18 protein-coding genes are annotated in these 25,136 nt (G+C 69.1%); 17 read left to right on the top strand and 1 reads right to left on the bottom strand.

What is annotated here, in order from left to right:
- The 16 genes from ABT130_RS37695 to ABT130_RS37620 form a co-directional block, all read left to right on the top strand.
- Positions 1–342 (top strand): zinc-binding dehydrogenase (locus ABT130_RS37695; RefSeq protein WP_350963863.1); only part of this gene is annotated, 342 nt, incomplete at its 5' end.
- 13 nt (positions 343–355) lie between these two features.
- Positions 356–520 (top strand): HPr family phosphocarrier protein, encoded by a 165-nt coding sequence (locus tag ABT130_RS37690; protein WP_350963860.1) that lies wholly within the window; start codon positions 356–358, stop codon positions 518–520.
- Between the two features lie 139 nt (positions 521–659).
- Positions 660–1,148 carry a phosphoenolpyruvate-utilizing N-terminal domain-containing protein gene (locus tag ABT130_RS37685; RefSeq protein ID WP_350963880.1) on the top strand — a complete coding sequence of 163 codons (489 nt, stop codon included), beginning with the start codon at positions 660–662 and terminating at the stop codon, positions 1,146–1,148.
- Positions 1,149–1,298: 150 nt separating this feature from the next.
- Positions 1,299–4,061, top strand: coding sequence for an AAA family ATPase (locus ABT130_RS37680; protein WP_350963857.1), 2,763 nt, complete (start codon positions 1,299–1,301; stop codon positions 4,059–4,061).
- Between the two features lie 305 nt (positions 4,062–4,366).
- Positions 4,367–5,068 carry a DUF742 domain-containing protein gene (locus tag ABT130_RS37675; RefSeq protein WP_350963854.1) on the top strand — a complete coding sequence of 234 codons (702 nt, stop codon included), beginning with the start codon at positions 4,367–4,369 and terminating at the stop codon, positions 5,066–5,068.
- Between the two features lie 220 nt (positions 5,069–5,288).
- A complete protein-coding gene (locus tag ABT130_RS37670; RefSeq protein ID WP_451935188.1) occupies positions 5,289–6,662 on the top strand; it encodes an acyl-CoA carboxylase subunit beta in 1,374 nt (457 codons plus the stop codon).
- Positions 6,663–7,245: 583 nt separating this feature from the next.
- A complete protein-coding gene (locus ABT130_RS37665) occupies positions 7,246–10,005 on the top strand; it encodes an AAA family ATPase (protein ID WP_350963849.1) in 2,760 nt (919 codons plus the stop codon).
- 4 nt (positions 10,006–10,009) lie between these two features.
- Positions 10,010–12,820 carry an ATP-binding protein gene (locus tag ABT130_RS37660; RefSeq protein WP_350963847.1) on the top strand — a complete coding sequence of 937 codons (2,811 nt, stop codon included), beginning with the start codon at positions 10,010–10,012 and terminating at the stop codon, positions 12,818–12,820.
- Between the two features lie 426 nt (positions 12,821–13,246).
- The gene (locus ABT130_RS37655; RefSeq protein ID WP_350929119.1) at positions 13,247–13,936 is read left to right on the top strand and encodes a helix-turn-helix transcriptional regulator; all 690 of its coding nucleotides are present in this window, start codon (positions 13,247–13,249) and stop codon (positions 13,934–13,936) included.
- A 281-nt stretch (positions 13,937–14,217) separates the two neighbouring features.
- On the top strand, positions 14,218–14,427 hold the full coding sequence (locus tag ABT130_RS37650; RefSeq protein WP_350929121.1) for a DUF5988 family protein: 210 nt from the start codon (positions 14,218–14,220) through the stop codon (positions 14,425–14,427).
- A gap of 161 nt (positions 14,428–14,588) precedes the next feature.
- Complete coding sequence (locus ABT130_RS37645; protein WP_350929123.1) at positions 14,589–15,065, top strand: cold-shock protein; 477 nt, start codon at positions 14,589–14,591, stop codon at positions 15,063–15,065.
- Between the two features lie 120 nt (positions 15,066–15,185).
- The gene (locus tag ABT130_RS37640) at positions 15,186–16,217 is read left to right on the top strand and encodes a GDP-mannose 4,6-dehydratase (protein ID WP_350929125.1); all 1,032 of its coding nucleotides are present in this window, start codon (positions 15,186–15,188) and stop codon (positions 16,215–16,217) included.
- Positions 16,218–16,337: 120 nt separating this feature from the next.
- A complete protein-coding gene (locus ABT130_RS37635) occupies positions 16,338–17,201 on the top strand; it encodes a 3-hydroxyacyl-CoA dehydrogenase family protein (RefSeq protein ID WP_350963845.1) in 864 nt (287 codons plus the stop codon).
- Positions 17,198–17,488 (top strand): acyl carrier protein, encoded by a 291-nt coding sequence (locus ABT130_RS37630; RefSeq protein ID WP_350963843.1) that lies wholly within the window; start codon positions 17,198–17,200, stop codon positions 17,486–17,488. The genes ABT130_RS37635 and ABT130_RS37630 overlap by 4 nt, the downstream gene beginning before the upstream one ends.
- Positions 17,481–18,590, top strand: coding sequence for an acyl-CoA dehydrogenase family protein (locus tag ABT130_RS37625; protein WP_350929131.1), 1,110 nt, complete (start codon positions 17,481–17,483; stop codon positions 18,588–18,590). The genes ABT130_RS37630 and ABT130_RS37625 overlap by 8 nt, the downstream gene beginning before the upstream one ends.
- An 18-nt stretch (positions 18,591–18,608) precedes the next feature.
- Positions 18,609–19,730, top strand: coding sequence for an HAD-IIIC family phosphatase (locus tag ABT130_RS37620; RefSeq protein WP_350929133.1), 1,122 nt, complete (start codon positions 18,609–18,611; stop codon positions 19,728–19,730).
- Here the strand turns inward: ABT130_RS37620 and ABT130_RS37615 are convergent.
- Positions 19,727–20,359 carry an O-methyltransferase gene (locus ABT130_RS37615; RefSeq protein ID WP_350929135.1) on the bottom strand — a complete coding sequence of 211 codons (633 nt, stop codon included), beginning with the start codon at positions 20,357–20,359 and terminating at the stop codon, positions 19,727–19,729. The two genes, ABT130_RS37620 and ABT130_RS37615, sit on opposite strands and share 4 nt — an antisense overlap.
- 485 nt (positions 20,360–20,844) lie before the next feature.
- On the opposite strand from ABT130_RS37615, the gene ABT130_RS37610 reads away from it, so the two are divergent.
- Positions 20,845–25,136 (top strand): type I polyketide synthase (locus tag ABT130_RS37610; protein WP_350963840.1); only part of this gene is annotated, 4,292 nt, incomplete at its 3' end.

Raw genomic sequence — 25,136 nt, 5'->3', positions numbered from 1 at the left:
AGGGGTGCTGATGTCGTCATCACCGCGGCTGCCTCCGGGGCGGCTCAGGAGCAGGCGTTGCAGATGGCGGCTCGTCAGGGGCGGATCAGTTTCTTCGGTGGTCTGCCCAAGGATGATCCGATCATTCGGTGTGATTCCAACCTGGTGCATTATCGGGAGTTGACCATCGTCGGCGCGAACGGCTCCAGTCCGGCGCACAACGCGCGGGCGCTTCAGCTCATCGCTGAGGGTGCGGTGCCGGTGTCGGATCTGATCACGCACCGTCTGGCGCTCACCGAGGTCCTGGAGGCGATCGACATCGTCAGCAGGGGCGAGGCCATCAAGGTCACCATCGAACCCTGAAAGGAAGCCACAGATGCCGGAGAGGACAGTGGCCGTCGCCTCGTGCTCTGGCCTGCACGCGCGCCCCGCCAAGATCTTCGGCGAGGCGGTGATCCGGCAGGGCATACCCGTGCGCATCCGGGTCGGCGGCGGCAAGCCGGCCCCCGCCAACGGCGTGCTCGCCGTGAGGTGGCCGTGACGCTGTCCGAGACGCTGCGCGGCCTCGGCATCAGCCCCGGCCGCGCAGCGGGCCGGGTGTACCGGAGGGCGGGTCCGCAGCTGCCGGACCCCGCTCCGGTCACGGACACGGCCACAGGGATCACCCTGGCGGCGCGGGGCTGGAGGAGGCCGTAAAGGAGCCGGCCGTACGGGCGGCGAAAGCGACCGATCCGGCGGCACGCGACGTCCTGGAGGCGCAGGCCGTGATCGTGGCCGACCCCGTGCCGCGCGAGTCGGTCGAGCAGCACGTCGGAGCGGCGATGGACGCCGCGCACGCCATCAACATCGCGTGCGCACACCATCGGCGGGCGCTCCTGTCCGCGGGCGGCTACTTCGCGGAACGCGCGAGCGACCTCGACGACATCGGGAACCGCGCCGTCGCGGTCGTTCTCGGTCTTCCGATGCCGGGCGTCCCTTCTCCGGGCCACCCCCTCATCCTGACGGCAGGGGATCTCGCGCCCGCCGACATCGTGTCGGCCCGTGGCGTCCCCGCCGGACGGAACGCCCTCGCCCGCCACTCCACAGCCCGGTGCCGGCACAACGCTCAACTCGCCCGGGCAGCCTGTGGCCCCGACAAAGCACGAAGGGCGGTGCGGGAGTTCTGCTGAGCGGGGCCGGTGCTCGATTCCCGGACCGACTCGGGTGAGTGTCGCGCGGAGCCGGTTTTCGCATTCGGGTTTCGGGCCAGCCGAATCGAAGCATGCTCCCCGTGCCTGATCGATGCGGAGCGCGGCTACTCGTGAAGCGGGATGGTGACCATGTCGGGACGAATCTTCCATGGTGAGGCCAGGCTGGTGGGCCGGGAAGCGGAGTTGGGCACGCTGGTGTCCGGGCTGGACAAGGCCGCACAAGGGTCGGCACGCATGATCCTGATGCGGGGGCCCGAGGGGTCCGGCAAGACCGCCCTGCTGGACGCCTTGGCGCGGTACGCCCGGTGCGCCGGAGCGACGATCCTGCGCGGCTCCTGTTCGCCCGCCGGGGCCCGGCTGCCCTGGCACGCCGCGGAAAGCCTGTTCGGCGGGGCGCCACTCCATGACGAGTACGCCACCGTGCCGCTGTCACACCGGTTGCTCCGGCGCGTCATAGCGGCGACCGCGTCAGGACCGGTGGTCATCATGCTCGACGACACGCAGTGGTGCGACGAGGAGTCGTTGGTATGGCTGGACTTCCTGATGAACCGCGGGTACTACCTTCCGCTGCTCGTCCTGCTCGCCCAGCGCCGTTCCGGCTCGCCGAACTGGCGACGGGCGATTTCCGGTGTCGCCGCGCGCGGGCACCGCACCATCGACCTCGGGTCGCTGTTCGAGGAGGACGCGGGAGAGATGGCCCGGTGGTGGTGGGAGGCCGTACCGGAGGAGCCGTTCGTCCGTGCGTGCAACAGCGTTTGCCGTGGCAATCCGTCGCTTCTCACGCGGCTGTTCGCACGCCTGAGCGAGGAGGGTGTGTCGCCTGATGCCCGGGGCGCGCTCCGGGCCGGTGAACTCGGCGCCGAACTCTTCGCCGGGCAGTTGCTCGCGACGCTCGATCGGCAGCCCGAGTACGTGCGCAAGGTCGTGGAGGCCCTCGCCGTGCTGGGGCAGGCCGACGCGGAACTGGTGGGCATGCTGTCCGGGGTCTCGGAGCCGCTGGTGGACGCCGTGATCGACATCCTGCGTGACGAGGAGATCATCGACACCGACCTGGCGGAGTTGAACGACGATCATGTACGCGCCATGGTGCTGAGCGGCATGCCGGCCACCACGCTCGATCGGTGGCGGGAGCTGGCCGCCCGGCTGCTCAACGACGGCGGCCGACCGGCCGAGGAGATCAGTGCGCAGTTGGTGCTGCTGCCCGGGCTTCCCGAGCCCTGGATGCGGGATGTGCTCCGTGAGGCGGCGCGTCATGCCGAGCGGGACGGGTCACTGGGGGTGGCGGCGCGCTACCTGGGCCGTATGGTCGTGGCCGATCCCGCCGACATCGACGCGCAGGCCGACTTCGCGCGGCTGATCGGACATGACGATCCGTCGGGAGCGTACGCGATGCTCCGTGGCGGGATCGAGGGTACCGGTGACGTACGGGGGAGGGCGCGCCTCGCGGTCCAGCTGGCCAAGGTCGCGCCGCCCCTCGGCAAGGAGTCGGAGGCGGTCTCGATATTGAACGGCATCCTGGCGGAACTCGACGGCGTGGTCGCCGACGACCATGAGCTGCGGACGCTGGTCGAGTCGGCGCTGCTGCTGATCGGATGGAGCCGCCGGTCCACCGCCAGGGTGATCTCCGAGCGGGCGATGGCGATGCCGATACCGGAGGCGCACGCCGTGAGCGAGCGCGAGTTGCTCGCCGTGCGATCGATGATCTCCGCGATGTCCGGTGCCTCGTCCCAAACCTGCCTGGTGCCGGCCCGCCAGGCGCTGAGCGGTGCGGATGAAGCTCCCGGTAGCTGGGCATTCGGCGCCGCCGCGTACGTACTCTCGCTCGCTGACGAGGTTGAGGAAGCAGTTCAGGCCATGAACCGGGTGATCGCGCGTGGCGCGGAGCACGGGGACGCCTGGGGCCGGGCGATGGTCTTGTCCACGCGGTCGTGGATCCTGAGCGAGGCGGGCGACCTCGACGGGGCCCTGGTGGACGCGACAAGAGCCGTCGAGCTGGCGGACGAGTGGTCGTGGTCGAAAAGCGTCACGGAGCCACGGACGGTCCTGGCGGCGGTGCTCGCCCAGCGAGGCGACCTCGACCAGGCCGCTTTCGTGCTCAGCCAGATGACCTCGCCGGACTTGGAGGAGTCCCTCCTTGACCATCCACGGGTGCTGATGACGAGGTCGTACCTGGCGGAGTCGCGAGGTGACCACGAAGGCGCGCTGTCGTCACTGACCGCCTGTGGCGCGCTGCTTGCCAAGTCCGGTATCAGGAATCCGATATTCGCGCCGTGGTGGCTGGACGCGGCCTGTCTGCTCGCCGACCTGGGCCGCCGGAACGAGGCGGAGGAGCTCGTCGAGCACGGTGAGCGACTCGCCGCGGCCTGGGGGAGCGCATCCGCTCGGGGATTCGCTCTGCTGGCGAGGGGGGCGATCACTGAAGGGAGCGACGGGGTGGAGATGCTCACCGAGACGGCGGAGACGCTGGCGAGCACCCAGGCGCGCTGGTATCTGGTTCGGGCCGAAAGCCTGCTCGGCGAGGCGCTGCTGCGGATGGACGATCGCGAGGGTGCCCGTGGGCATTTCCGCCGGGCCGTGTATCTGTCGGTGCGGTGCGGGTTTCGCGCGCTGGCCGTGAAGGCGCGCGACCGGCTTGTCGCCGCGGGCGGCTGGATGTACCAGGGGGCCGACGGGGTCAAGGATGTGCTGACCGTGGGAGAGCGACGCGTCGCGGAACTCGCGGCGACCGGTGCCACCAACCGAGAGATCGCCCACACCCTGCGCATCGCGGTGCGCACTGTCGAGATCCATCTGACCAGCATCTTCCGCAAGCTGGACGTGAGTGGCCGAACGGACCTGGGGTGGGCACTGGACGCGCTCGGCAAAGCGGGCCGGATCACGCCGGCCGGGTGACATCGCAGGCCGGGCCGGCTCGATCGACGTACGATCAGGAACTGACCGGCGATGCCGTCGCGCACGGCCCGCCGGTGCATGAAGCGTTCCTACTCGTCATGAGATTCGCTGAACACTGCGCAAATGCCTAGGAATCGACGGAGACAATCAGCAGACCTTCGCGGTGGCAACGACCGCGCGACAAAGCCGCGGGGGTCGGGGATGGCGGTGAGCTCGGAAACATGCTCACCTCCTACCATCGCGCGATCTCGATATCGGTCTCGATCTGATATCGGACGATCTTTCGAGAGCAGGTGACCCCCGCGATGTCCCGCAAGAGGCGACAACGGCGAGACGCCGACGGACCGAAGTACCACCCTCTCGCCTTCGGCGGCTGGGGTGACTACAAGACCTGGGCCGAGCACCAGTTCCTGCCCAAGCCCATTGAGGACAGCGCGGACGATGACGCACGGGATGTCGACGCCACCGACGTCGACGTCACGCAGGAAGAGACACGCGGTGATCCACCGGAGCCGCGGTTCGACGGCGACGGTCACCACGGCGACGGTCACCACGGCGCCGGGATCTTTCCGGATACGGGCCCCGTGCCGGATGCGGGCCCCGCGCCGGTAACGGACCAGGGCCTGCCGGGGCCGTATCTCGTGCAGCACCCGCAGGACTCGCTGCCGGTCAAGGCGCGGCCGTACGTTCTCACCGGGGGGCGTACCCGCGGTAACGAGCTGCTGCGCATCGACTCGCTGATCTCGGTGACGCCCGAGGGCGCCTGGAGAGCCGACGATCCCGCGCTGCCCCAGGAATATCGCTGGCTCTTCGGCATGTGTCAGGAGCCCATGGCCGTGATCGAGATCGCGGGTCGCCTCAGGTTGCCGATCGGGGTGGTCCTCGTTCTGATCAGCGACGCGATCGGCTGGAACCTGCTCAGGGCGCACCCTGTCGCAGAGGTCGACGGTCAGCCGTCGGTTGAGTTGATCATGCGTGTGCACGAAGGGCTGCGCCGGCTGCGCTGACGCGAGGCCTTCCCGGGCCGATCGGGTGTCGCGGCGCACGCGCGGAGGGGGCGTGGGCGCCGGCCGTTCCGGGACGGGCAGCCAGAACTAGGGTTTTCTCGACACCGCTCCTGGTTCACTTGCGGCTCGGACAACGGGCGATTCGCAGGGGTGAGTGATGACATTTCCCACATTGGCCGTGGTGGACCGAGCCGAGCCGAATCTTGACTACCGTGACCCGATGGTTCGGATGTCACGGCTGCTGGATCCCGACTCACTTGAGATCATCCACCGGCGTGCGGGCGTGGGGGTGGTGGTCGCCTACGGGCGGGTCAACGGTGCGAGAGTGGTGGTCTACTGCACCGACGCCACGCTGAAGGGCGGCGCGATCGGGGTCGACGAGTGCCCGCTGATCGTCAATGCCATTGATCTCGCGATACACGAACGCTGTCCGGTGATCGGCGTGTGGCACTCCGGTGGCGCGAAGCTCAACGAAGGCGTGTCGGCGATGCACGGGATCGGGGAGATGTTCGCCGCGATGGTCCGTGCCTCGGGTGAGATCCCGCAACTGTCCGTTGTGCTCGGCCCCGCGGCGGGCGGCGCGGCCTACGGGCCGGCGCTGACCGACATCGTGATCATGTCTGATGCCGCCCGCGTCTTCGTCACCGGTCCGGACGTCGTCCGGTCGGTCACCGGAGAGCAGATCGACATGGAGAGCCTGGGCGGGCCGGACGCGCACGGCCGGAAGTCCGGAGTGGCCCACATCTGCACGGAATCCGAGGAGGCGGCCTTCGCCCGCGCCCGCCAGATCGTCACGCTGCTGGCGAAGCCGGGATTCGTCGACGTGGATTCGGTGCGCGGGGAAAAGCCGCTGCGCCACCTGCTCCCCGACTCGCCCCGGCGCGCTTACGATGTGCGCCCGCTGGTCAAGGCGATTCTGGACGAGGAGAACGGGGAGTCGGGATTCGTCGAGTTGCAGCCCAGGTGGGCGCCGAACATGGTGACCGGGTTCGGCAGGCTCGCCGGACGGACGGTAGGGGTGATCGCGAACAACCCGCTGCGCAAGGGCGGTTGCCTCGACTCGCTGTCTTCGGATAAGACATCCAGGTTCGTCCGGATGTGCGACTCGTTCGGCGTGCCCCTGCTCGTGCTGGTCGACGTCCCCGGTTACCTGCCCGGCGTCGGGCAGGAGTGGGAGGGCGTGGTCCGCCGAGGCGCGAAGCTGCTGCACGCGTTCGCCGAGGCCAGCGTTCCGCGGATCACGCTGGTCACGCGCAAGTCCTACGGTGGCGCCTACATCGCGATGAACTCCCGGTCTCTCGGCGCCACCGCCGTACTCGCCTGGCCGGAGGCCGAGGTGGCGATCATGGGGGCGAAGGCGGCGGTGGAGATCCTGCACCGCAAGAAGCTCGCCGCCGCGGCACAGGGCGAGCGCGAGGAAGTGCTGTCCCGCCTGGCCGCGGAGCACGAAAGGATCGCGGGGGGCGTGGCCAGGGCGGTGAGCATCGGCGTCGTCGACGAGGTGATCGACCCGGCGTGGACCCGGCTACGGCTCGGCGAGGCGCTGGCCGCCGCTCCGGCACGCCGAGGCCGCCACACCAACATCCCGTTGTGAGCAGGCCGTCGGCACCCTCTCGTGATGACCGGCGCGAAGTGCCTCGATGATCCGGTCTCGCACCTGCTTTCCGAGTGAAGTCGCAGCATCGGGTGGTAGCTGAGCAGCCGGTTGTGAGCGGCCGTTCAACGGATCATCAGCTTCATGTCGCATCCGTCGGCACGACGACAGAAGCGGTCAGAGGAAGGATCACAGATAAATAAAGGCAATCACAGGCAAACCAACGCCAAACGCTTGCAAACAAACATGGAGATGACTAGGGTCTGCTCAATAGGCGATTGGGGTGCTTGAGCTCAGGCGCATGCATCGTCGATTTGAGGTGCGAATGCCCAGCGGAACTGGACACAGAGTCGGAACCGGGGCCACGACCGGGCCGGTCGGGCTGAGGGGCGCGATCCTTCTGCCCGCCCGTGGCGCCGATGCGGTCGTGGCCGAGCTCTCCAACCTTGGTGGCGGCGTCGATCGCCGGCGGCCTTCGGCCCGTTCCCGTGTCACGGCGGACTCCGGCGGGGGTTCCGAAGCGGTCTCGTCGACCACGGGCGAGCCGGTGTCGAGCACCTGGTGGCCGACCCCCAGGTGGTCGGTGAGCGTCCCGGAGCCGGGCGCCCGCTGGAGAGACGCCGCACCGGAGTTCCTGGCCGAGCGGGAGGGGCAGGTACGCCGGCTGGGCAGGCAGGTGACCGAGCTTCAGTTCGGCCGGTCGAGCATGGTGACCGTGCTCGGAGAGCCGGGTACGGGAAGGAGCGCCCTGCTCAGGGCGACTGTCGCACGTGCCCGGGAGGCCGGATTACTGGCCGTCCTCGCCCGCTGCTCGCCCGCTGAGGCCGATCTCCGCTACGGCGTCGTCTCACAGATCACCTCCGGGCTGGCCGGCACCGGATATCTGGCCTTCGCGCGGCGGTTGTGGGTGGAAGACCAGCCGGCCGAGACCTTGATCCCGGCGCTGTGCGGGGAGTTCGTGGCGCTCGCCCGAAAGCATCCGCTGCTGATCGCCCTGGACGACGCCCAGTGGGCGGACGAGGAATCGAAGGCATGGCTGGCGGCCATGACACATCGGCTGCGAGGCATTCCGATACTCCTGGTTCAGGCCAGGGCTCTCGGCGAAGGCGAAGGCGGCGCCACCGGATCGGCCACCGAGCCCGGACCGGTGCCCCACAGCGTGATCCATGTGCCGCCGCTGAGGGAGCGCGGGGTCCGGCAAGTGATCGTCTCCCGGTACGCCGGGCCCGTCGACGGAGCGTTCGTGACCGCCGCCACCGAGGCCACGGGGGGCAGCCCGGCGGCCCTGCTCGCCGTACTCGACCATTTCGCGCACGCCTCCCTGCCGCCTGTCGCGCGGTACGTCCCGGTCTTGCTGGAGCGGGCCGCCGAGGTGAGCGGCGACCGGGTGGCGGAGTCCCTGTCCCGCCTGCCCGAGGACGCCCTCGCGCTGCTCCGGGTGATGGCGGTTTGCGAGAACGGCCTCGGTTTCGACCTGCTCACGTCCCTGGCGTCACCGAAGACGATGTTTCCCGAGCAGGCGCTGTCCGTCCTCGTACGACTGGGGCTGGTGACCGGCGGGGAGGATCCGCGGCCGGTCAGCCCGCTCATCGCCGAGATGGCGCTGGCCGGGATGGACGTCGGGGAGCGGCAGGCGCTGGCGACGCGCTCCGTCGAGCTCGGGTACCGGGCGGTGATTCCGGAGGACCGGCTGGCCCGGTTGCTGCTCAATGCCCGGCCGGTCGGCGCCGAATGGGTGGTGGACCTATTGCGCCGGGTGGCCCGGCGGCGACGTCTCCATGATGATCACGAGGGTGCCGCCGCCCTGCTCGGCCGCGCGCTGCGGGAGCCGGTGGGAGACGAGCAGCGGCAGCGGCTGCTCATCGAGCTCGCGATGACGGAGGTGGGCCACAGCCCGGCGACGAGTGACCGGCGATTACAGCAGGTGCTGCTGAACAGCGGGCCCGAGGTGCCGGTCGCGGTGCTCGTACGGGCGGCCGATCTGCTCAACTCCAGGGGCGACACGTCCGCCGCGTATCGCGCCGTCGCGACGGCTTACGCACGGCGAGAGGGGGACGCAGCGGACGTTGGGTCGCTGGCGGCCATCGGCTGGCTGGCGCAGAACGACTGCACGAGCGACCCGGTGCTGCCCGTGCCGTCGTTCCCGGACCCGCCCGACCGGTCGGGAGATCCGGTGCAGGCGGGTATCGCGGCCTGGATGCTGGCTGTCCGCGGTGAGCGCATGTCCCGGGCGCGGGAACTGGCCAGGACGGCCTTCCAGCTCAAAGGGGAGGACCAGCCGTTCGGTCCGAGGATTTACGCCGCCAAGACGCTGTTCTTCGCCGACGAGGTGGCCGAGGCGGTGATCGGGCTGGACGAGGTCCTGGCCGACGCCCGACGCTGTGGCGCACGGGTACCGGCCGCGCTGGCGCTGATCCAGCGCAGCCGATGTGAAATGCGGCGGGGCAACCTCGGGCAGGCGATGGGTGACTTCGAGGCGGCACGGGCGGAGCTGCCGCTCACCTCGTGGCACCCGCGAGTGGTTCCCTACTTCGTCGCGATGGAGGCGCGCCTGCACCTCGCCGGCCAGTCCGTGGAAAAGGCGGAGCAGGTGCTGGCTCAGGAGTTGCCCTCAGGGGCGGATCAGGGCGCGGCCTGGGGGACGCTGCTGTACGCGCGTGCCAAGGTGCGCATGGAACTGGCCGATCCGGAGGCCGCGCTGCGCGACATCAACGAGTGCGGACGTCTCGTGCTGGCCAGAGGGTGGACGAATCCCGCGGTGCTGTCCTGGCGATCGGTGGCCGTCGCGGCGCACAGCGCGTGCGGGAACACCGAGGCGGCCAGGCAACTGGCGATGGAGACGGTGGAGCGAGCGCGGGACTGGGGTGCCCCCAGCACGCTGGGGTTGGCGCATCTGGGCGCGTCGCGTGTGCTGAGCGGTGCCGAGGCCATGAGCGAACTCGAACGCGCCGTTCGGATCCTGCGGGACTCGGTGTCGCGCGACTCCTACGCGAGGGCGTCGGCCGAGCTGATCATGGCGTCGGGGGAGCATCCCGGGGCACTGAACCTGTTGGAGGAGGCCACGAGGAAGATCCCCATGCCTTCCGGTGGACTCACCGAGAAGGCCGTCGAGGAACGAGCGCCGACGCCGAACGAGACGAGGCACCTGCTGACCGCCCAAGAGGAACGAATCGCCGGGCTGGCCGCCGCGGGCCGCTCGAACGCCTACATCGCGAGCATCCTGTCGGTGAGCGTCCGAACCGTGGAGCTGCGGCTGACCGGGATCTACCGCAAGCTCGCCGTCACCAGCCGTAACGAGCTCGCCCCGCTCCTGGCCCCGGCACCGCGGAACATGGGGGATTGATCCCATGCTGCTGGAACGCGGAAAAGAGTTGGCTCGGGCGGAGCAGGCGGTCCGCGCGGCCGAGGCGGGCGACGGATCCATGATGGCGGTCATAGGTTCGCCCGGCGTCGGCAAGTCGGTCCTGCTGCGCTCCCTCGCCGACGCGGCCGCCCCGCACGCGCGGGTCCTGCGCGCCAGCGGCACGCTACTCGAACAGGACTTCACGTTCGGCATCGCCCAGCAGTTGCTGGAGCCGCTCGTGGCCGAAGTGCCGGAGGCCCGCTGGGCGGCCTGCTTCCGGGGTGCGGCGAGCGTGGTGCGGGGGATGTTCCTCGGCGGGGCGTGGTCCATCGGCCCGCAGCGGTCGCTCGGACAAGAGGCGATCCTGCAGGGGCTGAACTCGCTGATCGTCAATCTGAGCAAGGACAAAACCCTGCTGATCGTGGTCGACGACCTCCAGTGGGTGGACGCGCCGTCCCTGCGCTGGCTGGCCTACCTCGCCAAGCGTCTGGACGGCGCGCGAGTTCTGGTCGCCGGAGCCTTCTCGGAGGAATGCGAGGCCTCCGACCACACGCTGCTCAGGGAGATCGCCGCCTCGGCGGCTCGCACGCTGTATCCGATGCCGCTGTCAACGGAGGGCGTGCGCCAGTTGATCAGCGAGCAGTTCGGCGAGGCCTGCGATCCCGACTTCGCCCGGGCCTGCCACGAGGTGTCCGGCGGGAACCCCGCTTCACTGGTCGCGGCGCTTCGCGGACTGCGCACGGCCGGCTTCCAGCCCGTATCGCCGCAGGCCGGTGAGGTTCGCGCCGCGAGCCAGCCGTTCCTGCGCGACCGGCGCATGTTCTGCCTCGGCATCCAGCCCGCGATCGTCCAGGATCTCGCGCGGGCGATGGTCGTGCTCGGAGACCTGGCGGAGCCAGAGCTCATCAGCGAGCTCGCCGGCCTGGACAGCATCGACTACAAGTCCGCGATACAGACCCTGGACCGCCTCGGCCTGCTCGCCGACGGAGAGTCCCCGCAATTCGTCCACCAGAGCGTGCGGTACGGCATCGAATCGGCGATGAGCGTCAACACGCGAGCGCTGATGCACCGCCGGGCGGCGGCGCTGCTGCACAATGCCGGGCACCCCGCCGAGCACGTCGCCGACCAGCTCCTGCTGGTCACCTCCGGGTACGAGCCGTGGGAGATCGACACCCTGCGCGCGGCCGCCGGCGCCGCGCTCGAACGCGGTTCCGCGAGGGAGGCGGTCCGCTACCTCCGGCACGCGCTGCTGCACTGCCCGCCCGACAGTGAGGCTCGGGGCCGGCGCCTGGTCGACCTGGCCGCCGCCGAGCGGGGGGTCGACCTCGCCTCCTCGGTCACTCACATCGCGCAGGCCGTGCCGATGCTCACCTCGGCGGCGGAACGCGCGGCGGCGGCACTGTGGATCCCGCCCGCGCTCGGCGCGGTCAACCCGTCGTTGGGCGCGCTCGTCCAGGACGTGGCGTGCCGGCTCCACGACCTTGGACCGGGGTACGCCCGGGGGGATCTCGGCCTGCGGCTGGAAGCCCGTACCCGCTATCTCCACCTTCAGGACGCCGCGCATCTCGGCACGATGGCCGACCGGCTGCGGGGGTTCGGCGCGGACGCGCCGGTCTCCACCGGCGCCGGGCGCGAGCTGCTGGCCGTGCTCGCGTACGCGGCGGCCGTGACCGGCGGTGTCACGGCCGGTGAGATCTCCTCGCTGGCCACCCGGATTCTGGAGCGAGAGCCGCCGCGCGCCGGGCACGCCTACACCGCCCTCCCGCTGCTGGTTCCGGCCCTTGTCCTCGCCGACGCGGCGGCACCGGTGGCCCAGTGGCTGGACGCGGTGCGGGACCAGGCTCAGCGCCAGGCACTCGATGGAGTCATCGCGCTGGTCAACGCGGGGCGGAGCGCGATCCTTCGCGCGTCCGGGCATCTGGCCCAGGCCAAGAGCGCCGCGTTGAGCGTGGTCGACAACGCCGACCCGGCCTGGCCGGAGGCGACGACGCTGTCCATCTGGACGCTCGCCATGGTCGCGCTCGAGACGTGGGACGTCGAGCTGGGCGAGCGAGTGATCCGTACGAGTCCGGAGAGCGGCGACCTCCGCGTGGTCGTGGCGCATCGCATGGTGCGGGGGATGCTGGACGCGGTGCGCGGCGATCTGCCCGCCGCGCTGGACAGGTTCCTCGACAGTGGCAAGCAGTTGTCGCGCTGCGGATGGACGAACACGGCGCTGTACCCCTGGCGTGTGTGGGCTGCGGCGATGAACCACCGGCTCGGGCGCGCGCAGGCGGCGGCCGAGCTGGCCGACGAGGAGCACGCCTTCGCGCGGGCATGGGGCGCACCCGCGGCATACGGTCGCGCGCTGCGGCTGCGTGGCACGATCACCCCGGGTGGGGAGGGCGTCGATCTCCTCCGGCAGGCCGTTGACACGCTTCGTTGTTCGGAGGATCGGATCGAGCTGTCCCGGACGCTCACGATTCTCGGCAGAAGGCTTGCCGAAACAGGTTCCGGCGACGCGGAGTATTTCATCTCCGAGGGCAGGCGGGTCGCCCAGGAACGCGGCGTTTCATGGGCCGAGGGCGACGAGGACTCGGAATCGAACGGCCCGGCGCTGCGGCTGGCCGCGCCGGAACGCGGTGAACTGACCAAGGCCGAGGAGACGGTCGTCGCCTTCGTGCTGCAGGGCTGGACGAACCAGCAGATCGCCGATTCCCTTGGCATAACCCGCCGCGCCGTCGAAAAAAGTCTGACGAGCACCTATCGCAGGCTCGGGGTGAACGGCCGGGCGGCGCTCGTCGAAGAGTTGAGCGCGCGGAACGCGGGCGAATAGGCCGCGCAAAGGCCATGCGGCTATATTTTATTTGACGGCGCGTCCATAAGGGAACCGCCCGGTGACGACGGGCGTCGCCGTTCGCCGGCCCGGCGCGACCTGTATCGCGATTCACCGTTTTTGGACGACCTGCCACGGTGCCGTCTGTCAACGTGGAACCGTGCGTCTCGATTCAGGGAACGCTCTCGGAGCGGGGCGCGAACCGTCTTATGAAGCACGCGGAGTTCGGTACCGAACGCGACCGGGGGGCCGCACCGCAAGCTCCGAACCAACCGCCTTGCGTACCACAGTCTTTCACGGACTGTAGTTGGCTTGTGTTGACTCGCTTTCCGTTTGGTTAATATCATACTAATAAGTGGATTCAGCCGTTACTTCGAAGTTACCGGAGCATCGCCTGGTCTACCGGAGGAGAGGGATGGTCATCAGATGAGCATTGATGCCGGAGCCGCCCTGGTCGATGAGGAAGAAGAGTTTTTCCTGGTCGGTCAACCCACTGACAGCATAGATCAATACCGTTCGTTTTTCGACCAGTCAGGGATTTGCGTGGCGAATCTCGACCACGCGACCAGAGTAATCGAGGCGAATCTCGAATTTACTCGGCAGTTCGGACGTTCCCTGGCGGACATTCGTGGGCGGGCGTTCTGCGAGCTGCTGCACCCGAGCGTCCGCGACAAGATGGGACAGCAGTTCGCCCGTCTGACGGATCACCAGCGCGCCCGCTTCGAAGAGCGCATGATCGCCGTACGGCCGGACCACACCGTGCTCGGCGGTGAGCTGACCGGGATCGCGCTTCACGACGAGGCCGGCTACGTCGAGAGCATCATGGTGCTGGTGCGATCCGATCGGGAGCAGCGCGACGACCTGCTGACCGGGCGAAAGAGGCTGCTGAGCAGCATGGAAGCGCGCGTCATCGAAGGGGTGGCGGCGGGAGTGTCGACCGTGCAGCTCGCGTCGATGCTGTACCTCAGCCGCGGCGGTGTGGAATACCACGTGACGACGCTGCTGCGAAAGCTGAAGGCCAGCAACCGCCCGGCCCTGGTCTCCAAGGCATACTCCATGGGCATCTTCCGGCTCGGCTCCTGGCCGCCCCGGGTCCTGCCTGAATTCGTGAAATAAGTCCATTTAATGGGCCGGCGGTCGCGCGGTGATCTGACTGACCGCGTAGTTGAGCGGCCGGAAACCAGTGGAAAGACCAGTGTTCGGAGCGACCGGCGGCGCCGGTATGGAGGGTCATTGATCCGATGGCCTGACTCGATTGCTCCGTGATATTCATCTTATTCTGGTATAGCGATTCCGGTGCAGCCTAGACCGAATGGTCCCGGCCGGTTTCGACGGAAAGTCGCCGCCGATCCCGATCACGTTCTCCAAAGGACCGCCATCGTAAGGGAGGTGTCATCGTGACCAGTGCAAAAATTGTGCTCGCCGGTGGGCCGGAGCGTTTGTTCACTCGCGATCACGTTCGACGGACGGACAATCCGAACGAGAAGGTGAAGATTCTTCTCGGCTCGGGGTATGAGCACTTCGTGCACAACGGTGAGTTTCTGGTGATCGAGGGGGAGAATCTCCCGGTATTCCAGTGGTCCGAACGCACCAAAATAGCCGAGTAAATGTAGTCGGCCGGTTCCCGAAACGAGCGGGATCCTATGTGTCGTGTCGCCGGATATTCAATTCTCGGCTAAGCCGTGGGCGAATCCTGGGTGGTCGCGACGGGTGGTTCTCCTGGCAGGGCTCCTCATTTCGAGGAGCGTGGTTCTCGTGAGGTGTGGTCATGGTAACGGGTAAGGTCATCAGCTTCGACGAATTCCGCGGGTTCGGTTTCATCGCCCCGGACCCGGGCGGCGAAGACGTTTTCATGCATGTCAACGACCTTGATGGCGACAAGCGTCTCATCTCGGTCGACACGCGGGTCGAATTCCTGGTCGAGAACGGTGGCAAGGGTCTGAAGGCGTCCCGGGTCCGCGTGCTCGACCGGCCCGGCGGGCTGAATTTCCCGCTGTCCTCCATACCGAGGCCCACACCGACACCCGCGTCGATCGTGACGGCGTCACGGGAGCCGGCCACCTCCACACCCGATCGTCAGGGCAACGACGCCGGCTTTTGCGACGTGCTGTCCGTCAAGGACTTGACGCGGGAGATCACAGAAGCCGTGCTCGCGGCCGTGCCGACGATGACGGCGGAGCAGATCCTGAGCGTCCGCAAATGCCTCGTCGAACTCGCTCAGACGCACGGCTGGGTCGATGAGTAGCGTTCGCGGGCTGTCGGCCCTGGGCCGACTCGATTCCCACCGTGGGCGCACCGTCAGCGCCTTCGCGGTCGCGATGGTGTCCGATCGGATTACTCGTCCGCGGTGCTGAAAGGAAAGTGCATGTCCAGGCGCGCGCTGATCACCGGTATCACCGGCCAAGACGGTTCCTATCTGGCTGAGCATCTGCTGTCCCTGGGATACCAGGTCTGGGGACTGATCAGAGGTCAGGCCAATCCCCGAAAGTCCCGCATCAGTCGCCTTGTCAGCGACCTGTCGTTCGTCAACGGTGACCTGCTGGACCAGGGGAGCCTGGTCACGGCGGTGGACAAGGTGCAGCCCGACGAGGTGTACAACCTCGCCGCCATCTCCTTCGTCCCGATGTCCTGGCAGCAGGCCGAGCTGACCGCCGAGGTCAACGGGATGGGCGTGCTCCGGACGCTGGAGGCGATCCGCCTGGTGTGCGGGCTGGACAAGTCCCGCACCGACAGCAGTGGTCAGATCCGCTTCTACCAGGCATCGTCCTCGGAGATGTTCGGCAAGGTCGTGGAAAGTCCGCAACACGAGACGACGATCTTCCACCCGCGCAGCCCCTATGGGGTGGCGAAGACATATGGCCATTTCATCACCCGGAACTACCGTGAGTCGTTCAACATGTACGGCGTCTCCGGCATTCTGTTCAACCACGAGTCGCCGCGCCGGGGCGCGGAATTCGTGACGCGAAAGATCTCCCTCGGTGTCGCCCAGATCAAACTCGGCCTGCAGGACAAGTTGTATCTCGGTAATCTCGACGCGGTCCGCGACTGGGGGTTCGCCGGCGATTATGTCCGCGCGATGCATCTCATGCTGCAGCGGGACGAGCCCACCGACTATGTCGTGGGCACCGGCTGCATGCACTCGGTGCATGACGCCGTACGGATGGCCTTCGAGTACGTCGGACTGAATTGGCGGGACCACGTCGTCATCGACCCGGGGCTTGTGCGTCCCGCCGAGGTGGAGACCCTCTGCGCCGATCCAAGTCGCGCCAGAGCCGAACTCGGCTGGGAGCCGACCGTCGGCTTCGAGCAACTCATGCACATGATGGTGGAGTCCGATCTCCAGAACGCCTCGCGCGAGCGGGAATTCGGAGACCTCATCCTCGCATCGAGCTGGTGAGCTCACCGGAGTTCTCATGCGTCCTGTCCTTACGACCGTCCCTGTGCCAGGGCGTATCAGGAGAAGCGATCCGTGAAGCACAGGGACGGGCAAACTCCAACCGTTATGTGAGGCTCAGGGATGAGTGAAGTGGAAGGTGCTCGTCTGGGAGTCGTGGGTGCCGGGGTGATGGGCACGGGGATCGCCGTCGTGGCGATCGGCCACGGTATCCCGGTCGTGCTCGTCGACGTGTCGGAGGACAAGCTCGCCGACGCCCGGCGCCGCATCGACCTCCAGCTCCGGCACGCACGGCTCATGGGCGCGGTGCCGGCAGAGCGTCCGGCGGCCGGTCTGACGACGACCATGGAGCTTGAGGCCATCGCCGACACCACCGCGGTCATCGAGGCGGTCACCGAGGGCACCGAGATCAAGGCGAAAGTGCTGGGCGAGGTGTCGAGGCTGGTCAAGACCGGCACACCGTTGGTCTCCAACACCTCGGGCATCCCGATAGGGGAGCTGGGGAGATTCACCGACCGCCCGCATGAGCTGGTCGGCATCCATTTCATGAACCCGGCCTACCTGATCACGATGGTGGAGGTGATCAGGGGCGACCAGACGAGCGATGATACCATGACCGCGGTCACCGAGCTGCTGGCGCGGATGGGGCGCCGCGGGATCGTCGTTCGGGACGCCCCGGGGTTCGTCACGAGCAGGCTCCTTCACCCCATGATCAACGAGGCGGCGCGGATCGTCGCGGCCGGCGTGGCCACCGCCGAGTCGGTCGACGACCTGATGCGAGGCTGCCTCGGGCATCCCACCGGACCCCTGCGCACGGCCGACCTGATCGGACTGGACAACCTGGCCGACGCGCTGCGAATGCTGTGGGAGCGCACTGGCGACGCGAGCTTCCAGCCCTGTGAGCTGCTCCTGGAGAAGGTGGCCGCAGGACACCTCGGACGCAAGTCAGGTAAAGGCTTCTACGACTACGAGAAGGTGCTCTCGTGAACACGAAATCAGAAGAGACGGTTCAGCCGACCCCCGACACCGTCCAGCAGCGGATCCACGAGTTCCTCGAGGAGCGGATCAAGACGGACGTCGCCGTCGACAAGGATCTGTTCGCCTCCGGGCTCGTCAACTCGATGTTCGCCATGGAACTGGTCGTCTACCTGGAGCAGGCGTACGGCATCGCCATCATCGGGGAGGACCTGAAACTCGACAACTTCCGCACTGTCGAGCGGATGACGTCCCTCGTCCTGCGGCTGCTTGACACACCGGTGGCGGACCATGCCTGAGTGGCGCGCCGACGCGTGCGAAGAGGTCACGCACCTGGTCGGAGACCAGGCCGCGGCATGGGACCTTGCCGGTGTCCTCCCCGTGGAGATGCTCCGGACCCTTGGCAAGCAGAGCCTGCTGTGCGCCGAGGTGCCGGTCGAATACGGCGGCATCGGCGCGGGCAGCTCGGACAACGGCGCTTTCACCGCACACGTGGGCAGCCTGTGCAGTTCCCTGCGCAGCGTGATGACGTCACAGGGAATGGCGGCGTGGACGATCCAACGGCTTGGTGACGCCCGCCAACGGCGGGAGTACCTCCCCAGGCTGACCGGCGGCGAGCTGGCCGCCGTCGCCTTCAGTGAACGTGACGCCGGCAGCGATGTGACGGCGATGGCCACCACAATACGTGCCGACGGCGACACGGTGGTGGTCGACGGGCAGAAGGCGTGGACCACCGTGGCCCGCTACGCCGATTCGATCGTCGTCTTCGGACGGTACGGGGACGGCGGCGCCGCCGTCGTCGTGCCCGCCGACGCTCCGGGAGTCACCATCCGGCCGGTGCCCAACCCGAGTGGCTGCCGGGCCGCCGGGCACGCCGACGTCAGCCTCGACGCCGTCCGGCTGCCCGCGAGCGCCGTGCTCGGCGGCGGCGGACAGCAACTCCAGCTACTGGTCACCACGGCTCTGGCCTACGGCCGGATATCGGTGGCCTGGGGCTGCGTCGGGATTCTGCGGGCCTGCCTTTCCGCGGCAGGCTCGCACGCGAGAACCCGTCGGCAGTTCGGCCGGCCGCTGGCGGAGCACCAACTCGTGGCCCGGTACCTCGCCGAGCTCATGGCGGCCGAGCAGGCGGCGACACGGGTCTGCGAGCACGCGAGCCGTTGCTGGGACGCGGGGTCGCCGGAGATGGTGATCGCCACGGTCCTGGCCAAGTACGTCGGCTCGACCGAGGCCGCACGCGGTGCGGCGGCGGCCGTACAGGTGCTGGCGTCGGCGGGGGCGCAGGACGGCCACGTGGTGGCGCGGGCCTACCGGGACGCGAAGCTCATGGAACTCATCGAGGGCAGCACTGAGATCTGCCAGCTCATTCTCGCCCAGCACGCCGTCGCGCAGTCGCGCTGACCGAGACGAGGAGAACAGGTGCTCGACAAGACCGCGATGGTGAAGTGTCTGGTGTGGGATCTGGACAACACGCTATGGCAGGGGACCCTGCTGGAGGATGACGAGGTCCGCCTGCCGGAGTCCGTACGTGAACTCATCCAGGTGCTCGACTCCCGGGGTATCCTGCAGGCTGTCGCGAGCAAGAACGATCATGACCATGCCTGGGCGAAGCTTGAGGAGCTGGGCATCGCGGAGTACTTCGTGCTGCCGCACATCAGCTGGTCGCCCAAGTCCGGCTCGATCCGGCTCATCGCGGAGGAGCTGAGGTTCGCCCACGGCGCGATGGCGTTCGTGGACGACCAGGCCGCGGAGCGGGCCGAGGTGGCATTCCATCTTCCCGACGTACGGTGCTACTCCGCCGATCAGGTCGCCGAGCTGGCCGGGCTGCCGGAGTTCAGCCCGGAGACGGTGACCGAGGACGCCCGGCGTCGGCGGGAGATGTACCAGGCCGGTTTCCGGCGGCAGGCCGCGAAGTCCGGCTTCACCGGTCCGGATGAGAAGTTCATCCGCTCACTCGACCTGGTGATGCGCATCGAGCACGCGACCGTGGAGCACCTCGCCCGCGTCGAGGAGCTGACCCTGCGCACCAGCCAGATGAACGCCACCGGCGTGCATTACTCACAGGAGACACTGGTCCGGCTGCTCGACGACCCCCGGCACCGCGTCCTGGTCACCTCGTTGAGCGATCGTTTCGGGCCGCACGGCGCGGTCGGAGTCGTTCTGCTGGAGCTGGGCACGCATGCGTGGCACCTGAAGCTGCTCGCCACGTCGTGCCGGGTCGTGTCCTTCGGCGCGGGCTCGGTGATCCTGCGCTGGCTGGTCGACCAGGCCGCGCTCGCCGGCGCGCACCTGGTGGCCGACTTCCGCCGGACCGACCGCAACCGGATGATGGAGATCGCCTACCGGTTCAGCGGGTTCACCGGCGAGACCTGTCCGTGCCTCGGGAGGCTGCCCGCCCCCGGCGTCAGCGGCCTGCAACGGCTCCACCTCGTCCCGACGCCGCAGGACCCGCCCACCACGATGGACCTCATCGCGCCGGACCTCGGCTCTTCGCCCGAGATCCGGCTTTCCGATGTCCTCAGTCCTTCGCCCGTCGCCTAACAGGGCGGTTCCGCAGGGCCCTTCTTGCGTACCAGCGTGATGCCGTCCGCCATCGGCAGCAGTGAGATGTCCACCCGGCGGTCCTCCAGGAGGAGGGCGTTGAACCTGCGGATGGCGTCGGTGTCCGCGTCCTGTGCCGCCGGGTCGGTGACCTTGCCGAAGAACAGGGTGTTGTCCACCACGATGAGCCCGTTGTCCTTGAGCAGCGCGAGGCCGGCCTCGTAGTACTTCGGATAGTTCGGTTTGTCGGCGTCGATGAACACGAAGTCGACCGACCCCGGCCCCTCGTCGAGCAGCAGCGCGGCAAGGGTGTCCGACGCGTCGCCGATCCGCAGGTCGATCCGGTCGAGCACGCCGGCCCGGTGCCAGTGGGGCATTCCGAACCGGGGCCACCGCTCGGTGATGTCGCAGGTGATGACGCGGCCTCCGGGAGCGACCGCACGGGCCAGGCAGAGCGTGCTGTAGCCGGTGAAGGTACCGACCTCCAGCACGGTCCGCGCGCAGGTGAGGCGGGCCAGCAGTGCCAGCAGTTGCCCCTCCTCGGCCGTGACCTGCATCGCCCTGCCCGCGGGCAGGGCCGCGGTCTCCTCCCGCAGGGAACGCAGGATCTCGTCCTCCCGCGACGACATCTCGTGAACGTAGTCTGACAACTCTGATGTGATGTGAAGCTGACCGGCCATTGCGCGAGCGTAAGGTCCCGCGCGCTGGTCATTTCCCCAGAGTCACGGGCCGTGCGGTCTCCGCGCACGCCGGGACGCGCCGTAGAGCCGTCACCAAGAAGGTGACCGGCCGGGACGGTGGCGCCGCGGCCGCAGTTACTAATGATTTTCAGGGAGCGCCGGGCCAAGACTGGGCCGATGTGGATGGAGCTTGTGAACTCGACGCGACGGTGTGAGTCCGGACGGCGCGGCGTGCGGTGCCTGCGAAGGTGCCGAACCCCCTGACTCCTCGCCCCCGCCCGTACCTTCCCGCGAGGCGCGGGTCCGTGCGCCTCGCCGGTGACCGCCTGCGAGGCGCACACGGTGGCGCTGTGATCGCCGAACTCGATTGCGAAGCATTCGAGGCCCGACGAGTTGATGAGTTCGTGCCGGTCGTCGAAAAGGGTTGAGCTGATATGGACAACGAAGCGAAACTCCGGGAATACCTCAAGCGGGCGACCGCGGATCTGCGGCGCACCCGGCAACGCGTCCACGACCTTGAAGAACAGCACCTGGAGCCGATCGCGATCGTCGGGATGACCTGCCGGTACCCGGGCGGTGTGTCCTCGCCGGAGGACCTGTGGCACCTGCTCGCAGAGGGCGGTGATCCGATATCCGAGCCGCCCGCCGACCGTGGCTGGGACCTTGACAGGCTTCGGGACGAGTACGGCGCCGCCGTCCCGCAGTCGTTGTCCGGTGGGTTCCTGCGTGACGCGGCGGACTTCGACGCCGGCTTCTTCGGCATCTCCCCCCGGGAGGCGCTGGGCATGGATCCGCAGCAGCGGCTGCTGCTCGAAGCCTCCTGGGAGGCCGTCGAGCGAGCGGGCATCGACCCGATCGCACTGCGGGGCAGCCAGACCGGGGTGTTCGTCGGCGCGATGTCGCCGGACTACCGCGACAGCCTGCCGCGCGACATCGACGCCTTCGGGCTCACGGGCACGGCGAACAGCGTGATGTCCGGCCGGCTGTCGTACACGCTCGGACTGGTCGGCCCGGCGGTGACGGTGGACACGGCCTGCTCGTCGTCCCTGGTCGCGCTGCACTGGGCCGCTCACTCGCTGCGGATGGCCGAGTGCACCCTGGCGCTCGCGGGCGGAGTGACGGTCATGTCGACGCCCAGCACCTTCATCGAGTTCAACCGCCAGGGTGGCCTGTCGCCTAACGGGCGATGCAGGGCGTACGCCGACAGCGCCGACGGCACAGGCTGGTCGGAGGGCGTGGGCGTGCTGGTGCTGGAGCGCCTGTCGGACGCGCGGCGTAACGGGCACCAGGTGCTGGCGGTCATCCGTGGCTCGGCGGTGAACCAGGACGGGGCTTCGAACGGTCTGACCGCGCCGAACGGTCCGTCGCAGCGGCGGGTGATCCGTGAGGCTCTGGCCGGCGCGCGGCTGTCGACGGCGGACATCGACGTGGTGGAGGGGCACGGGACGGGGACGACGCTGGGCGACCCGATCGAGGTCGAGGCGTTGATCTCCACGTTCGGCGAGGACCGGGAGCGGCCCTTGCTGCTGGGGTCGGTGAAGTCGAACATCGGTCACACGCAGGCGGCGGCGGGCATGGCCGGTGTGATCAAGATGGTCATGGCGATGCGGCACGGGGTGCTGCCGAAGACGTTGCACGTGGATGCGCCGTCGTCGCGGGTGGACTGGTCCGCGGGCGTGCTGGAGCTGCTGACCGAGCAGCGGTCCTGGCCGGAGACCGGGCGGCCGCGCCGGGCGGGGGTGTCGTCGTTCGGGGTCAGTGGCACCAACGCCCACGTGGTGCTGGAGGAGGCGCCGCAGGCCGAGGCGGACGCGCCCGCGGAGGATCGGGCGCCCTCGGACGCGGGCGTGGTGCCGGTGCCGGTGTCGGGCCGGACGGAGGAGGCGCTGCGTGCTCAGGCGGCGAGCCTTCTCGCGCACCTGGACGGTGTGCCCGAGACGGCCGTGGTCGACGTGGCGTTCTCGCTGGCCACGACGCGGTCGGCGTTCGAGCATCGGGCGGGCGTTCTCGCCGCCGATCGCGCCGAGCTGCGCGCGGGGTTGGCGGCGCTGGCGGACGGTGTCTCCGCCGCCGGAGTGATCAAGGGCCGCGGCAGGCAGGCCAAGCCGGCGGTGTTGTTCACCGGTCAGGGTAGTCAGCGGGCGGGGATGGGCCGGGAGCTGTATGACCGGTTCCCGGTGTTCGCGACGGCGTTGAACGAGGTGATCGCCGAGCTGGATCCGCTGCTCGACGGGTCGCTGCGCGAGGTGCTGTTCGCCGAGCCGGGGTCGGCCGAGGCGGAGGCCCTGGATCAGACGGGGTGGGCGCAGCCGGCGTTGTTCGCGGTGGAGACGGCGCTGTTCCGGCTGGTCTCCTCGTGGGGGGTGCGGCCGGAGGTGCTGGCCGGGCACTCGATCGGGGAGATCACGGCGGCCCATGTGGCCGGGGTGCTGTCGCTTGGGGACGCGTGTGCGTTGGTGGCGGGCCGGGCGCGGTTGATGCAGGCGTTGCCGTCCGGCGGGGCGATGGTGGCGGTGCAGGCCGCCGAGGAGGACGTCGAGCCGTTGCTGGCCGGGCGCGGGGGCGAGGTGTCGGTCGCGGCGGTGAACGGCCCGGCCTCGGTGGTGATCTCCGGGGTCGAGCAGGCGGTCCTCGACATCGCCGCCGTCCTGGCGGAGCGGGGGGTCAAGACCCGCCGGTTGCGAGTGTCGCACGCGTTCCATTCGCCGCTGATGGATCCGATGCTGGCGGACTTCCGGGCCCTGGCCGGCAGGCTGACCTATCACCCGCCGCGGATTCCGGTGGTGTCGAACGTGACCGGGGAGACGGCCACCGCCGAGCAGTTGTGCTCGCCGGATTACTGGGTGGACCAGGTGCGTGGCGCGGTCCGGTTCGCCGACGGGGTGCGCACCCTGCGCGCCCAGGGCGTCCGGGCCTATCTGGAGCTGGGCCCGGACGGGGTGCTGACCGCGATGGCCCAGGACACCCTGGCCGCCGAACCGGGCCCGCGCGACACTGACTCGACGCCGGAGTGGGAGCCGGACGAGGTGCTGGTGCCGGCGCTGCGCAGGGACCGGGACGAGCAGCGCGCGGTGATGTCGGCGCTGGCCGCTCTGCACGGGCGCGGGGTGTCGGTGGACTGGCATGCGGTGTTCCCCGGCGCCCGCCGGGTGGAACTGCCCACCTACGCCTTCCAGCGCGAGCGGTTCTGGCCTGATGGCGCGGGCTCGCGGGTGGCAGACGTGACGGCGGCGGGCCTGACGGCTGCCCGGCACCCGCTGCTGGGGGCTGCCGTGGGGTTGGCCGACTCCGATGAGGCGCTGCTGATCGGGAGGTTGTCGCCGAGGTCGCATCCGTGGCTGGCCGACCACATGGTGGGCGGGATGGTGGTGTTCCCCGGCACCGGGTTCCTTGAGCTGGCGGTGCGGGCGGGTGATCAGGTCGGCTGTGACGTGGTGGAGGAACTGACCTTGACCGCGCCGCTGGTGCTGGGCGGGGACGACGCCGTCGCGGTGCAGGTGCGGGTGGGACCTGCGGACGGGTCGGGCCGCCGGGAGCTGAGCATTCACGCTCGGCCGGTGGAGGCCGACGACCATGATGCGTGGGTACGGCACGCCGCCGGCGTGCTGGCGAGCCGTGATCACATCGCCGGGGTGGGCGGGGCCGGCACGCACTTCGATACGGCGGTGTTCGATACGGCGGTGTGGCCGCCACGGGGTGCGTCGGCGATCGAGCTGGACGGGTTGTATGACCGGCTGGCCGAGGGCGGGCTGGGCTACGGGCCGGTGTTTCGGGGGTTGCGGGCGGCGTGGCGAGGTGCGGACGGTGCGGTGTTCGCGGAGGTCGCCCTGCCCGGACAGGTGGTTGACGCGGGGTTTTTCGGGGTGCATCCGGCGTTGCTGGATGCGGCGTTGCACGCGGTGCCGTTCGCCGGGCTGGACGATGCCGAGGGTGGCCGGTTGCCGTTCTCCTGGGGCGGGGTGTGCCTGCACGCCGGTGGTGCGTCGGTGCTGCGGGTGCGGCTGGCCAGGACGGGCGCTGACGGGGTGTCGCTGGTGGCGGTGGATGCGGCGGGGGAGCCGGTGTTGTCGGCGCGGTCGCTGGTGCTGCGTTCCTTCTCGGCCGATGACCTGCCGACCGCCGGCGGCCGGGTGCTGGGGCGGGATGCGCTGTTCCGTGTGGAGTGGACGGCGGTGCCGGAGCATGCGGTGGCCGGTGGGGTGCCGGTGGCGGTGCTGGGTCTGGGGGCGTTGGGTGCCGTTGCGGCGTGGCGGCCGGATGGGGATTCAATTCCGGTTCATATGGATCTGTCGTCGCTGGTGGAGGTGGGGCCGGTACCCGGGGTGGTGCTGACGCAGGTGGCCGTGGACCCGGCCGGGGAGATGACGGAGTCGGTTCACGAGTCGACCGCTCGGGTGCTGGGTCTGGTGCAGGCGTGGCTGGCCGATGACCGGTGTCATGGTTCCCGGCTGGTGTTGGTGACCAGGGGTGCGGTGGCGGCGGGTGACGGCGAGGTGGTGGCTGATCTCGCGGCGGCGGCGGTGTGGGGTCTGGTGCGCAGCGCGCAGTCGGAGAATCCCGGCCGGTTCGTGTTGGTGGATGTGGATGAGGAATCGGCGTTGTCGGCGTTGCCGGGGGTGTTGGCGTCGGGTGAGCCGCAGGTGGCGGTGCGCGGGGGTGAGGTGTGGGTGCCGCGCCTGGCACGGGTGGCGCCCGGCTCGGACCTTGGTGATGTCCTCGCCGATGA

Origin of the sequence: Streptosporangium sp. NPDC001681 (genome assembly GCF_040298085.1) — a bacterium.
In the GTDB taxonomy this organism is placed as follows: Bacteria; Actinomycetota; Actinomycetes; order Streptosporangiales; family Streptosporangiaceae; genus Streptosporangium.
Note: the sequence above shows the minus strand (reverse complement) of the source record. Positions and strands in the feature narration are given on the sequence as shown.